The 12,498-nt window shown below is 45.3% G+C and carries 15 protein-coding genes; 11 read left to right on the forward strand and 4 right to left on the reverse strand.

All coding sequences use genetic code 11. From position 1 onward, the window contains the following. Positions 1 to 337: 337 nt before the first annotated feature. The 4 genes from AC3WJC_RS14965 (at position 338) to AC3WJC_RS14980 (ending at position 3,397) form a co-directional block, all read left to right on the forward strand. A complete protein-coding gene (locus AC3WJC_RS14965) occupies positions 338 to 1,708 on the forward strand; it encodes a methyltransferase RsmF C-terminal domain-like protein (protein WP_492399928.1) in 1,371 nt (456 codons plus the stop codon). Between the two features lie 88 nt (positions 1,709 to 1,796). Continuing rightward, the gene (locus tag AC3WJC_RS14970; RefSeq protein WP_492399929.1) at positions 1,797 to 2,456 is read left to right on the forward strand and encodes a DUF6766 family protein; all 660 of its coding nucleotides are present in this window, start codon (positions 1,797 to 1,799) and stop codon (positions 2,454 to 2,456) included. 16 nt (positions 2,457 to 2,472) lie between these two features. Beyond that, positions 2,473 to 2,955 (forward strand): CinA family protein, encoded by a 483-nt coding sequence (locus AC3WJC_RS14975; protein WP_492399930.1) that lies wholly within the window; start codon positions 2,473 to 2,475, stop codon positions 2,953 to 2,955. Between the two features lie 82 nt (positions 2,956 to 3,037). After that, on the forward strand, positions 3,038 to 3,397 hold the full coding sequence (locus AC3WJC_RS14980; protein WP_492399931.1) for a hypothetical protein: 360 nt from the start codon (positions 3,038 to 3,040) through the stop codon (positions 3,395 to 3,397). Between the two features lie 49 nt (positions 3,398 to 3,446). Here the strand turns inward: AC3WJC_RS14980 and AC3WJC_RS14985 are convergent, their stop codons facing one another. Beyond that, positions 3,447 to 3,812 (reverse strand): CoA-binding protein, encoded by a 366-nt coding sequence (locus AC3WJC_RS14985; protein WP_492399932.1) that lies wholly within the window; start codon positions 3,810 to 3,812, stop codon positions 3,447 to 3,449. Positions 3,813 to 3,971: 159 nt separating this feature from the next. Here AC3WJC_RS14985 and AC3WJC_RS14990 point away from each other — a divergent pair, with 159 nt between their 5' ends. The 3 genes from AC3WJC_RS14990 to AC3WJC_RS15000 are packed head-to-tail and all read left to right on the forward strand — an operon-like array spanning position 3,972 to position 5,193. Continuing rightward, entirely contained in the window at positions 3,972 to 4,532 is a 561-nt protein-coding gene (locus AC3WJC_RS14990) for an RNA polymerase sigma factor (RefSeq protein WP_492399933.1), read from the forward strand. A gap of 12 nt (positions 4,533 to 4,544) precedes the next feature. Next, positions 4,545 to 4,952 (forward strand): hypothetical protein, encoded by a 408-nt coding sequence (locus tag AC3WJC_RS14995; RefSeq protein ID WP_492399934.1) that lies wholly within the window; start codon positions 4,545 to 4,547, stop codon positions 4,950 to 4,952. 22 nt (positions 4,953 to 4,974) lie between these two features. After that, positions 4,975 to 5,193, forward strand: coding sequence for a hypothetical protein (locus AC3WJC_RS15000; protein WP_492399935.1), 219 nt, complete (start codon positions 4,975 to 4,977; stop codon positions 5,191 to 5,193). On the opposite strand, the gene AC3WJC_RS15005 is transcribed toward AC3WJC_RS15000, so the two are convergent. Together AC3WJC_RS15005 and AC3WJC_RS15010 are read right to left on the reverse strand one after the other, a co-directional pair. Further along, positions 5,190 to 5,684, reverse strand: coding sequence for a DinB family protein (locus AC3WJC_RS15005; RefSeq protein ID WP_492399936.1), 495 nt, complete (start codon positions 5,682 to 5,684; stop codon positions 5,190 to 5,192). The genes AC3WJC_RS15000 and AC3WJC_RS15005 overlap by 4 nt on opposite strands. A 38-nt stretch (positions 5,685 to 5,722) precedes the next feature. Further along, positions 5,723 to 7,270 (reverse strand): NAD(P)/FAD-dependent oxidoreductase, encoded by a 1,548-nt coding sequence (locus tag AC3WJC_RS15010; protein WP_492399937.1) that lies wholly within the window; start codon positions 7,268 to 7,270, stop codon positions 5,723 to 5,725. A gap of 186 nt (positions 7,271 to 7,456) precedes the next feature. Here AC3WJC_RS15010 and AC3WJC_RS15015 point away from each other — a divergent pair, with 186 nt between their 5' ends. After that, positions 7,457 to 8,026, forward strand: coding sequence for an RNA polymerase sigma factor (locus AC3WJC_RS15015; protein ID WP_492399938.1), 570 nt, complete (start codon positions 7,457 to 7,459; stop codon positions 8,024 to 8,026). A gap of 70 nt (positions 8,027 to 8,096) precedes the next feature. Here the strand turns inward: AC3WJC_RS15015 and AC3WJC_RS15020 are convergent, their stop codons facing one another. Then, positions 8,097 to 10,385, reverse strand: coding sequence for a GH92 family glycosyl hydrolase (locus AC3WJC_RS15020; RefSeq protein WP_492399939.1), 2,289 nt, complete (start codon positions 10,383 to 10,385; stop codon positions 8,097 to 8,099). Between the two features lie 171 nt (positions 10,386 to 10,556). Between AC3WJC_RS15020 and AC3WJC_RS15025 the strand changes: the two genes are divergently transcribed. The 3 genes from AC3WJC_RS15025 (at position 10,557) to AC3WJC_RS15035 (ending at position 12,492) form a co-directional block, all read left to right on the forward strand. Next, a complete protein-coding gene (locus AC3WJC_RS15025; protein ID WP_492399940.1) occupies positions 10,557 to 11,135 on the forward strand; it encodes a LemA family protein in 579 nt (192 codons plus the stop codon). Positions 11,136 to 11,247: 112 nt separating this feature from the next. Continuing rightward, on the forward strand, positions 11,248 to 11,682 hold the full coding sequence (locus AC3WJC_RS15030; protein ID WP_492399941.1) for a TPM domain-containing protein: 435 nt from the start codon (positions 11,248 to 11,250) through the stop codon (positions 11,680 to 11,682). A 9-nt stretch (positions 11,683 to 11,691) separates the two neighbouring features. Next, positions 11,692 to 12,492, forward strand: coding sequence for a TPM domain-containing protein (locus tag AC3WJC_RS15035; protein ID WP_492399942.1), 801 nt, complete (start codon positions 11,692 to 11,694; stop codon positions 12,490 to 12,492). Positions 12,493 to 12,498: the final 6 nt, after the last annotated feature.

Consider the following 12,498-nt stretch of genomic DNA (forward strand, 5'->3'; position numbering starts at 1 on the left):
CCCTATCTCCAAACCTTTCAACTCAACTCCCCCGTCTTTTCAGACCGGAAAGCCCCGCCGTTGCGGGTCGCAAAGGTACATCTTTTTGTTACTTTTCAAAAAAGTATTTCTACTTTTTTTTCGAGATAATTTTGATGGCCTAATGTTTCAAATAACTGTCCGCCTTGCTTCCAAAGCGGTCACAAATGTAGGCACAAAAACAACTATCAACCAAAATTATTTTCACATTTTTAAAACAATTACATAACATACTGATAACAAACAAATAGCGCATCGTAAAACAGGCCAAATCATGCATCCTGTAGGTTAAATGATTGTTTTGTATCTTTGTTTCTATATGACAAACGTTGATTTTCCGGCAAATTTTATCGCCTCATTAATAACAGAGCCTGGTTTTGATGAGCAAAGTTTTGTTGAAGCGCATCAAAATAACACGCCGGTATCTATCAGATTAAACCCGTTTAAACCGTCAAACATAAATAAAGGCCCGCAAGTGCCGTGGTGCAATGAGGGTTTTTATCTTGATAAAAGGCCTTCTTTTACGTTTGATCCACTGTTTCATGCCGGGGCTTATTATGTGCAGGAGGCATCGTCCATGTTCATCGGTCATATATTTAATTATATAAAGCCTGACGGAGAACCCATAAAAGTGCTTGACCTGTGTGCCGCGCCCGGCGGAAAAAGCACGCTGCTCAATTCACTGCTTAATAATACCGACCTTTTGGTGGCTAACGAAAGTATTAAAACGCGTGTGCCAGTATTAAGTGATAACCTTACCCGCTGGGGTACGGCCAACAGCATTGTTACTAATAATGATCCGCGCGATTTTAGCCGACTTAAAGGTTTTTTTGATATTATACTGGTTGATGCACCCTGTTCAGGATCGGGCATGTTCCGTAAGGACGCTGCCGCGATGAATGAATGGAGTGAGGCCAATGTTGAGCTTTGCCACCAGCGGCAGCAGCGTATACTGGCTGATGTATACCCCGCGTTAAAGGAAGATGGTTACCTGATCTATTCCACCTGCTCGTACTCGCACCAGGAAAATGAGGATGTGCTCGATTGGCTATGCACTGAATTTGCCATGGAGAGCGTGAACATACCGCTTAACACCCACTGGAACATTACCGTAAGCCAATCTGCCAAACATGGTGCTTATGGCTACCGCTTTTATCCGGGTAAAGTATTGGGCGAGGGGTTATTTGCTGCCTGCCTTAAAAAAACTACCGACAGCGGGCAACTATCATCATACAAAAATAATGGACAGCAAAAACTGCCCGCTAATGAAATGGAACTGGTTAAGCGGTATATTAATGATGCAGACAACTATTATTATTTTAAGGTTGCCGATGATTGGCTGGCGATTGACAGGCATCACCATGAAAGCCTGAATGTACTGCACAAAAACCTGTACATTAAAAAGTCAGGGGTACGTATAGGTAAGATAGCCGGGCGTGACCTGGTGCCCGACCATGAACTCGCGCTCAGCAATATAATTAACCGGGATGCCGTGCTACAAACCCCGCTTAATTATGATGAGGCCATTGCCTATTTACGTAAGGATAATTTAAGTATGAATACGCCTGACAAAGGCTGGAGCCTGATGACCTATGATGGCCTGGCGCTTGGCTGGGCTAAATTGTTGCCTAACAGGGTAAACAATTACTACCCAAAAGAGCTGCGCATTTTAGCCACATTACCTAATTAAATTAAAAGTATAATGATTTCTTAAAAAGAAATCATTATTAAACATTTCCGGCAGTTTAACGGTTATCCACCTACATAACCGTTAACCAATGAAAAAGCACAGCTTTTTTTATCGAAATAGTTTAAGCATCGTATTTGTATCTCTTTTTGTATTTACGCTGATTGCGCAGGCCTTTACTGGCTGGAAAGAAAACAACAAGGAAACTATAGAAGAAGGCGGGAAGCCGGATACTTTTGCTGAATACTTGCAATCGGGCCATTTTATCTCGGCAACGTTTGAGAACTTTCAAAGTGAGTTTTTGCAGATGGCGCTTTATATTGTACTAACCGTAGGCCTGCGCCAGCAAGGGTCGGCCGAATCAAAAAAACTTGACGAGCCAGAAGATGTTGACCGCGAACCCGTTCCCGGCCCTGATGCTCCCGGTCCGGTAAAAAAGGGTGGTTTGATTCTCAAACTTTACAGCAATTCGCTTTCCATTACATTTTTTGTTTTGTTTTTTATTAGTTGGGGCCTGCATTTATATGGTAGCTGGCAGGATAATAATGACCAACAGTTATTAAAAGGGCTACCAACGGAGAGTTTAGGGCAGTTTGTTACGGAGCCGCTTTTTTGGTTTGAAACCTTCCAAAACTGGCAAAGCGAATTTTTATCAGTAGCATCAATAGTTATACTCACTATATTTTTACGTCAGAAAGGCTCGCCGGAATCAAAACCGGTTGATGCCCCACATAGCGAAACAGGAAAGTAAGGTAATTATATTGTATATGGCTGAACCAAATATTACTGAGTGCGGAAGACTACTTGCCGAAAAAGGCCTGACCATCGCTTTTGCAGAGAGTGCAACCGCTGGCTGGCTATGCTCGGAGTTTGCTTTGGCTCCTGATTCGGGCGCGATACTTAAAGGTGGTATTGTTTGTTATGATGCTTCGATAAAAGAGTATCTATTAAAAGTACCTCATGAGATCATTGAAAAACACACCCCCGAATCAGCAGAAGTAACGAAGGAAATTACGGAGAAACTAAGAAACCTTATTAAGGCGGATATACATGTAGGTGTTACCGGCCTCACTACTCCCGGCGGCAGCGAAACCGAAGATAAACCGGTGGGAACTGTGTTTGTACATATTATATGTAAAGGTAAGCACATACCTCACTGCCGCGTATTTAAAGGTGACGCTGAAGCTATCATTCACCAAACTGTTGATTGTGTTGCGGAATTACTGATGGATGAATTAAAAACTCAATAAATCATTTAACTTTTATGCAACATTTATAAGTAACTAACGTACAAGCAGGTAGTCATTCATTATTAACTTAAATTTTATTACAATGAAAAAATTACTCTCGCTTGGCGGCATTGTACTAATGGCCCTGCTTTATTCATTTACTCTTCCAATCAATCAAAAAACAACTAATACCAGCAGTGTTGCACATACAGCTGATGTTTTAGATCTGGGTTATTTTACATTAAATGGCCAGGAATATCATGCTTATGGAAACCCGTCTTCAGGCAACCAAATAACTCAATTATGGGCTACTGATAATGCCACCATGGCAGATTCAGTACAGATAACAACTTTTTCAGGAACATGGGATGATACTTATGGACCTATGGGGGGAGGGTTAGGCGTTACCGTACGATTTACTTACAATGGCAGGCAATTTTATAGTGGTATTGTATACTATTAATCATATTATCAAAAGTTATGCAGGTAGATGGATCTGCATAACTTATTAATTAATACTGTCCGGTTGATAACATCACCAGCGTACAGGCGTAAATGGTTTCAATTCCTTGCGCCTCCGCCTTACGGCGAAGCTCCCCATTTTCAGTACCAGGATTAAAGATGATACGCTGTGGATGGGTTTCTAAAATATAATCATACAACGGCGGCAGATTATTGGTACCTACATATAAAGTAATGGTATCAATATCATGATGGATCTGCTCCGGCTTCTCAATAGCTACACCTGCTACCTCTCCCTTTTTTAACCCTACGTTTACTATACTGTGCCCGTGGCTTACCAACCTGTTGGCGGCCAGGTAAGCGTAACGCCCGCTATCCGGTGTCGCGCCTAATATCAATGTTTTCTTATGTGCCATAATATTAAATAACGGCTATTGTAGCTATATTGTTTCTGTTTGATGCTTTGTTACAATAGCCGGTGCCGGGCATCTAAATAAAAATTAAAAAAGTTTAAAATGTTTTGAGGGCGCGCTCGTCTTCACCACTATATAATGGATACACTGGCTACAAGCATAATGCCCCACGAAAAACAGAACAGCATCATACAAACTATGGCGTCGTATGGCAGCAAGCTGTTTGGCTTTATTCGTAAACGGGTAAAAAGCGAGGCTGATGCTGAAGACATACTGCAGGATGTTTGGTACCAGCTTAGCGCGGTGGTTAATGCCGAGCCTATTGAGCAAACCGGTGCCTGGTTATATAAGGTTGCCCGTAACAAGATCATCGATAAGCATAAAAAAAAATCAGAAACCCTGCTGGATGACCTGGCACCGGACAATAACGATGATGCCGACGACATGGGTTATTTTAAAGACCTTTTACTTACCGAAAGCCGCACGCCTGAGAGTGAATATATACGCGGCCTTTTTTGGGATGAGCTTTTTATAGCGCTTAATGAGCTGCCCGAAGAACAGCGGCAGGTATTTACCTGGCACGAACTGGATGCCATACCCTTTGCACAGATAGCTGAAATGACAGGCGAAAAGGAACAAACCCTGGTATCGCGCAAGCGGTATGCGGTGCTGCACCTGCGCAAACGCCTGTACCAATTATATAAAGAGATAACACAATATTAAAGACATACAACAATGAAACATTTTTTTTATAAGGGCCGCTTTGTATTTGTGCCGCTTGCAATTGCCGCCTGCCTTTCAGCAGTGAGTTTAGTGGTGATGCTGTTATGGAACCACCTGCTACCCGATATTCTGCATGTTACTACTATTAACTTTTGGCAGGCCATGGGCATATTTATTTTATGCAAGATACTTTTTGGCATTGGCGGCAAGGGCGGGCCAGGCAAAGCACCCTGGGCGCGCCGCCACATGATGGAGCGCTGCAAGGACATGAGCCCCGAAGAACGCGAAAAATTCCGTACCGAACTGGAAAACCGCATGTGCGGCTGGGGCAAGCGACCGTTTGGCAGGCGAGATAGTAAGTTTGACGAGCGCTTTAACACCGAAAAAACTCCGCAACCGGGTGACGCACCTATAGTTTAATTTTATTTGACCCTATAATATTATGGAAGTGCTTGTATTTGCAACAAACGTTACCAGCGAAGGGCAGGTTAGCAGGGTACAAAACCTGCTAACCACTTTGCCTGCTATTACAGAGTGGAACTTTGATCTGGATGATTGCGATAATATACTGCGTATAGTATCAAACGATATCTCGCCGCAGTATATTGAAAACCTGTTGCACTCGGCAGGGGTAAATTGCCGGGAGTTGGGCGAGTATTAAATAGCACCGCCTAAGATCCTGTTCAGAATGCCGATCTGCCCGGCATGGTATACATGGTGCTGTATCAACCCGTTTATCAATTGTTCATAATTAACTCCCGCGCCTAAGCCCGGCTCATTACGGTCATCATTAGTGGCCTCTCCCCATTTCAATTCCGGAAAGTTTTGTATCAGGCCGATAAGGTTTACATTGGCCAGCTTCAAATCATTCACCATGGCTTTCCAATGCTCCTCATCGGGCGCGCCGGCATTGGGCCAGTCGCCACCCTGGGGCATACCCGCCTTGCCGCCCTGCATACGTTTCGTTACTTCTAACGTCCAGCCCAGCATGTGCAGCACAATTTCGGCAATGGAGTGCGCGCCGTTGTCGGGGCGTTCGTAGGCTACTTCAAACACAACTTTGTTGATAGTTTCATAAACCGGTGGCCCGTACCAGGCATCACCGCTTAACACTTTTTCAAGTTCCTGTGAAAGTTTTTCAGCAATCGTCATAATCATTAAACCGCTGACAGGCAAATAGGTTGTTGCTGTTAAATATTTTTCGCTGCCGCTATTGCACAATTAATACCATCAATGGCTGCCGAGATAATGCCGCCCGCGTAACCGGCTCCCTCTCCGCATGGATATAACCCGGCTATTTGCGGGTGCTGCAAGGTTTCCTTATCCCGGGGTATCTTTACCGGCGATGACGTGCGCGACTCAACTCCTACCAAAATAGCCTCATTAGTATAATAGCCCTTCATTTTTTTGCCGAATACGGGCATTGCTTTACGTAGCCGCTCGCTGATCCAGCCGGGTAAAACTTCATTCAGTTGCACGCTTTTAGTACCGGGCAGGTAGGAGTTCTGCGGCAGATCGACAGACAATCGCCCCTCAAAAAAATCGACCATGCGCTGTGCCGGGGCTACCAGCTTACCACCACCCGCACGGAATGCCGCCTGCTCCACCTGTTGCTGAAAGCGCAGCATTTTAAAAGGATCGGCATCGCGGCCCTGCACATCTTCAAGATTTATTTGCACTACCGTGCCTGAGTTGGCATACGGGTTATTGCGTTTTGAAGGGCTCCAGCCGTTAACCACAATCTCATCCACATCGGTTGAGCATGGCGCGATAATACCGCCCGGACACATACAAAAGGAAAACACACCGCGGCTATCTACCTGCTCCACCAAACTATAATAGGATGGCGGCAAGTAAGGCCCGCGACTATCGCAGTGGTATTGCGCACGGTCTATAATTTCCTGCGGATGCTCAATGCGTACACCCAGCGCGAAAGGCTTGGCTTCTATCAATATATTCTGGCGGTGCAGCATCTCAAAAACATCACGCGCCGAGTGGCCTGTGGCTAATATAACAGCACCCGCTTCTATCTTCTCACCGCTTTCCAGTTCAACACCTTGAATTTTATCGAATGATACTAATAACGACGTTACTTTTTTGTTGAAATGCACTTCGCCACCGGAATTCAATATGGTTTCGCGCATGGCGGTGATGATCTGGGGCAGCTTGTTGGTACCAATATGCGGCCGGGCATCCACTAAAATATCTTCATCGGCACCGTGTGCCACAAAGACTTTAAGTACCTGGTTAACATTACCCCGCTTGGTACTGCGGGTGTATAGCTTCCCATCCGAATAGGTACCTGCCCCGCCCTCGCCAAAGCAATAGTTTGATTCGGTGTTTACCAAACCCTGTTTGTTGATATTGGCCAGATCGCGCCGGCGTTGCTTTACATCCTTACCACGCTCAATGATGATCGGCTTTAAACCCAACTCGATACATTGCAGGGCGGCAAACAATCCCGCGGGCCCGGCGCCTACAATGATAACCGGCTTGGCGTTACTTACATCAGGGTATTGAATGGTATAATGATCAGTTTTGTAAGGTTCATCAATAAACACCTGCACCTGCATGCGGTAAACCACTCGTCTGCCGCGTGCATCAATAGAGCGCTTAACGATTTTTACGCCGTTTATCTTTTTAACAGGAATTTTAAGGGATGCGGATGCCAACTCCTTTATAACTGTTTCATCCTCATGTTGCCCGGGAGGGCATACAATTTCAGTTTCTTTTACCATTATACCGCCGGGTTTTTATCCTGGATGGTACAAAGTTAATTATTCGGCAGTAAAAAGCGTACGGTGGGGAACATTGAACGTTCGTTATCGTACAGTGAACAAGCACCTTATAAATACAATTTACTGATTATCAGAACATTAAAACAAAGGCACCCAATTTGGCATATCGGCATCAAATAGATAACAATGAAAACCGCCGAAAATCGCTTAAACCAGATATGGGATGGATGCCTGAACAACAACCGTCGCGAACAAGAGCTACTTTATAAATTAATTGCCCCTAAAATGCTTGCCGTATGCTTGCGCTATGCACATGATAAAGATGAGGCACAGGATATTTTACAAGAAGGCTTTATCAAGCTGTTTAAAAACATGCACAACTTTCGTGGCGAAGGCAGTCTTGAAGGATGGATTCGCCGCATAATGGTACACGCGGCCATATCTCGCTACCGTAAATTAAAGCCGATGGTTTTGGTTGATGATTTTTCGACCGACATTAATTGCCAGATAGGTGGATCATACAGCAGCAACCGCCTGGAAACTGCCGAGTTGATGAACATGATACAGGAATTGCCTGCCAATTACCGCTCGGTATTTAACATGTACGCTATTGAAGGTTACTCGCACCAGGAGATCGGCAATACACTTGGCATGAGTGAACTGCTATCACGCACCACCCTGCACCGCGCCCGCACCATACTGAAGGACAGGATTACCCGTATGACAAAAGCAGAACAGCATTGCCTTGCAGGATAATTTCCGCCGGGAAATGCTGTTCAAACTGTTAATAAACGAAGGATAATCACAAACCTCCGGTATCTGCTATCTACTTGTGTTTGCTGCTCATGTAAAAGGTGAGGTTGCCACCATTCATAATGTCAGCATTTGAGAGCGACAAACTGTTATAAGGCTTGCCGTTTAATTCCATCTTTTGCACATAAACATTTTTAGGCCCCTGGTTTTTTACGTTGATCTTAAATGTTTTGCCTTTGCCCACTTTCACTTCAGCGCCATTCACTGCCGGGCTACCGATAGAGAACTGATCGCTGCCCGGCGCAACCGGGTAAAAACCTAATGTAGTAAATATATACCAGGCGCTCATCTGGCCGGTATCATCATTACCACCTAAACCATCAGGCGTTGGTTTGTACATCAGCGGCAATATCATACGTACACGCTCCTGCGTTTTCCATGGCTTGCTTGTCCAGTTATACAGGTAAGCTACGTGGTGCGATGGCTCATTACCGTGCACATAATTACCGATGATACCGTCGCGGGTAATATCCTCGGTTTCGGCAAAGTATTTATCAGGCAGATGCATGGTAAACAATGAGTCGAGGTAACGCACAAAACGGGTTTCGCCGCCCATCAATTTAATCAAACCTTCCGGGTCCTGCGGAGCAAAAAGGCTATAGTTCCATGAGTTGCCCTCAATAAAACCGGCATTATGCGTACTCAGCGGGTCAAACTCCTTGCGGAAGGTACCATCAATATTCTTCGGGCGCATAAAGCCGATACTGGCATCGTAAACATTCTTATAGTTTTGTGAGCGTTTGATAAATTCCTCGTAAATATCGTTACGGCCTAACTTTTTCGCCATCTGCGCTATCGCCCAGTCATCATAAGCATACTCCACGGTTGATGAAACAGAGATGCCCGAACGCTCGTTAGGGATGTAACCCCTATCGATATATTCGCCTATGCCTTCGTAATCGCGTTTACGGGCGGTAGTTACGCAGGCATCCAATGCCTTGTTAGCATCAAACGGCGCGTTACCTTTTACCACGGCATCAGCAATTACCGATACGGAATGATAGCCGCTCATACACCAGTTCTCGTTTGCTGAGTTTGACCACACCGGCAGCATGTGCTCCGGGCTCTGCTCAAAATGCGCCATCATTGATTTCACCATGTCGGCATTACGTTCCGGGTGAATAATGTTGAACAGCGGGTGCAGCGCACGGTAAGTATCCCATAACGAAAAGGTGGTGTAGTTGGTAAATCCCTCGGCCTTATGCACATTCTGATCCAGGCCTTTGTACTGGCCATCCGCGTCCATATAAATAGTCGGGTTGATCATGGTATGGTACATCGAGGTATAAAAATTTTGCTTGGTGGTCAGATCGCCCTCAATGGTAATGCGGTGTAATTCATCCTCCCATTGTTTCTGGCCATCCTTCTTCACCTGATCAAAATCCCAGCCCGGTACTTCGGCCTTCATGTTGTTTAAAGCGCCATCCATGCTCACCGGCGATAAGGCGAATTTGATCTTGATCTTTTCTCCCTCCTGGGTATCAAAGTCAAAATACGCACGAATTTGCTTTCCGGCTATCTCCGGGAAGTTTTTGCTTTGGTTGAACTTACCCCAGAAACCGCCATAAACCTGGCGCTGATCGTACTTTTTAAAGCCGTGTTGCTTAAATGGTTTTGAAAAAGCCATGGCAAAGTACAAGGTGCGGGTACGTGCCCAGCCATTGGTTTGGCGGTAACCTACAATCAGGCTATCGTTAATCACCTTAACATATGTCCATACCGGCTTATCAGGATAATTGTATATACCTGCCATCAAATCAAGGATGATGTGCGATTGGTCAGACTTAGGGAAAGTATATTGATGAAAGCCCACACGTGTGCTGGTGGTCATCTCGGCGGTAATGTTACTGGCATCCAGCTTTACCTTATAGTAGTTGGCCTCTGCGGTTTCATTTTGGTGCGAAAAGGCTGAGCGGTAACCGCTGCCCGGTTTATCGGCCGTACCCGGGTTTAGTTTTAGCTGGCCAACGGTAGGCATAATTAAAAAATCTCCCAGATCGGAGTGGCCGGTACCGCTAAAGTGGGTGTGACTAAAGCCTACAATGGTTTTATCATCATACTGATAGCCTGCGCAGTATTTATAAACATCGGGATTATATTTTCCGTTTAGCTCATAGCTCGCGGTATCCGTTTCAGGGCTTAGCTGAACCATGCCGAAAGGCACCGTTGCACCCGGATAAGTATGGCCCATACGCTGGGTACCTATTATGGGTTTAACATATTGTACTAATGAAGCATCTTTTTTTTGTGCGAACGCGCCAAAAGAGGCCAGCATCAGCAAGATGATAAATCGTTTTTTCATTTAAATCGTAATTGTCCTAATGTTTTGCTAATGTAATAGAAATTATGCAATCTCAATAAAATTCACGGCAGTAAAAGGTCACTTTTTGCCAATCTGTCATTAAAAGCGCTTTTTGTAACATCGGTATGCTGTTTGCTATCTTATTTGTAAATTCACAACAAAAACTACACAATGAAAAAGCTATTCTCTGTAATATTGGTTATCGTGGCGGCCATGTCATTAAGTTCATGCAGCTACAACAGCATGGTTAAGCTTGATGAAAATGTTAAAGGCAAGTGGGGTGCGGTACAAAGCCAGTACCAGCGCCGTGCTGATTTGATACCTAACCTGGTAAATACCGTAAAAGGCGCGGCCAACTTTGAAAAAGGTACGCTTACCGCGGTTACCGAGGCACGTGCCAAAGCAACATCGGTACAGGTTGATCCAACTAAACTTACTCCCGAATCTATAAAAGCATACCAGGCCGCACAAGGCGAACTAAGTGCCGCTTTAGGCCGATTACTTTCAGTAACCGAAAACTATCCGGACCTGAAAGCGAACGAAAACTTTAAAGACCTGCAGGTTCAGCTTGAAGGTACCGAGAACCGTATTAACGTTGCCCGCTTAGATTTTAACCAGGCCGTGCAGGATTATAACAGCAAGATCCGGGCTTTCCCGGCTAACCTTACCGCCAAAATGTTCGGCTTTAGCCAAAAAGGCTACTTTACTGCCGAAGCCGGTGCCGACAAAGCGCCCAAAGTTGAATTTTAATTTGGTTTGATTTCGCTGATTTAAGTGACTTCATTGACTTTGAGGGATTGATTAACGTACATTGATAATTAAATCAATCCTTCAATAATTCATTAATTCGATAACTATCCGCATGAATTTATTTAACGACGAGGAACAGGAGCGCATACAAAAAGCCATTGAGGGGGCCGAGCGGTCAACCTCGGGTGAGATACGCATCTGCATTGAAAAAAAATGCAGCGAGGACGTACTTGACCGTGCCGCCAAATACTTTTACCAGTTAAATATGGATAAAACCAAGCTGCGTAACGGTGTGCTTATTTACCTGGCGACGGTTGACCGTAAGTTTGCCGTTATTGGCGATGCCGGTATAAACCGTGTTGTTCCTGCTGATTTTTGGGATACCACTAAAGAAAGTATGCTGGCCGAATTTAAATACGGTAACCTTGCCGAGGGTATTATAACCGGGGTAAATATGGCCGGGCAGCAGCTTAAAAAATACTTCCCGGCGATGGATAATGACCACAATGAACTGCCTAATGACATTGCCCAAATGGACGGCGATTAAACTACTACCATGTTTAAAAAATATATAGTACTAATTTGTTTAAGCCTTACCGCACTGTTAAGTTTTGGGCAGGAGATTCCGCAAAAATCAAACACGCTGGTTACCGACTACACCAACACACTGAGTGCTGAAGATAAACAGCGGCTTGAGGACAAGCTGGTCGCGTTTAATGATTCGAGCTCGACACAAGTAGCCGTAGTGATGATGCGCTCGGTGGGCGATTATGATATCGGCGAATATGCCATAAAGCTTGGCCGTGCCTGGGGTATTGGCCAAAAAGATAAAAATAACGGGGTTTTAATATTAGTTGCCAAGGATGACCGTAAGCTTACCATACAAACCGGCTACGGTGTTGAAGGTGCCTTGCCTGATGCGGTTACCCGTCAAATACGCGAGAACGATATAAACCCACGCTTTCGTGACGGCGATTTTTACGGCGGCCTGAATGCCGGTGTCGATCAGATCATTAAATACACCAAAGGCGAATATAAAGCTGAGGCCAAGCCTAAAAAGCAAGGTAAAAGCAACGGTTCATCCGCCTTTCCAATCGCTTTTATTGTTATTGTGATAGTAATTATTATTATCAGCAGGCGCGGCGGCGGTGGTGGCGGGGGCCGTATTATTGGCGGCCGCGGCAGTGCCAGCCCGTTCTGGTGGTTTTTAGCGGGCAACATGCTTGGCGGCGGTGGCCGCAGCAGCGGTGGCGGCTGGGGTGGCTTTTCCGGCGGTGGCAGCTCCGGTGGCGGAGGCGGTTTTGGTGGTTTTGGCGGCGGCAGCTTTGGCGGCGGCGGCAGCAGCGGTAGCTGGTAAGTATCA

Source organism: Mucilaginibacter sp. FW306-07-L, assembly GCF_058782065.1.

Coding starts and splice junctions, on each gene's coding strand:
- AC3WJC_RS15015 (WP_492399938.1), top strand. CDS start 7,457: ATGAAAACCGCCGAAAATCGCTTAAACCAGATATGGGATGGATGCCTG.
- AC3WJC_RS15005 (WP_492399936.1), bottom strand. CDS start 5,684: ATGACGATTGCTGAAAAACTTTCACAGGAACTTGAAAAAGTGTTAAGC.
- AC3WJC_RS15010 (WP_492399937.1), bottom strand. CDS start 7,270: ATGGTAAAAGAAACTGAAATTGTATGCCCTCCCGGGCAACATGAGGAT.
- AC3WJC_RS14975 (WP_492399930.1), top strand. CDS start 2,473: ATGGCTGAACCAAATATTACTGAGTGCGGAAGACTACTTGCCGAAAAA.
- AC3WJC_RS14965 (WP_492399928.1), top strand. CDS start 338: ATGACAAACGTTGATTTTCCGGCAAATTTTATCGCCTCATTAATAACA.
- AC3WJC_RS15030 (WP_492399941.1), top strand. CDS start 11,248: ATGAATTTATTTAACGACGAGGAACAGGAGCGCATACAAAAAGCCATT.
- AC3WJC_RS14980 (WP_492399931.1), top strand. CDS start 3,038: ATGAAAAAATTACTCTCGCTTGGCGGCATTGTACTAATGGCCCTGCTT.
- AC3WJC_RS15000 (WP_492399935.1), top strand. CDS start 4,975: ATGGAAGTGCTTGTATTTGCAACAAACGTTACCAGCGAAGGGCAGGTT.
- AC3WJC_RS14970 (WP_492399929.1), top strand. CDS start 1,797: ATGAAAAAGCACAGCTTTTTTTATCGAAATAGTTTAAGCATCGTATTT.
- AC3WJC_RS14990 (WP_492399933.1), top strand. CDS start 3,972: ATGCCCCACGAAAAACAGAACAGCATCATACAAACTATGGCGTCGTAT.
- AC3WJC_RS15035 (WP_492399942.1), top strand. CDS start 11,692: ATGTTTAAAAAATATATAGTACTAATTTGTTTAAGCCTTACCGCACTG.
- AC3WJC_RS15025 (WP_492399940.1), top strand. CDS start 10,557: ATGAAAAAGCTATTCTCTGTAATATTGGTTATCGTGGCGGCCATGTCA.
- AC3WJC_RS15020 (WP_492399939.1), bottom strand. CDS start 10,385: ATGAAAAAACGATTTATCATCTTGCTGATGCTGGCCTCTTTTGGCGCG.
- AC3WJC_RS14985 (WP_492399932.1), bottom strand. CDS start 3,812: ATGGCACATAAGAAAACATTGATATTAGGCGCGACACCGGATAGCGGG.
- AC3WJC_RS14995 (WP_492399934.1), top strand. CDS start 4,545: ATGAAACATTTTTTTTATAAGGGCCGCTTTGTATTTGTGCCGCTTGCA.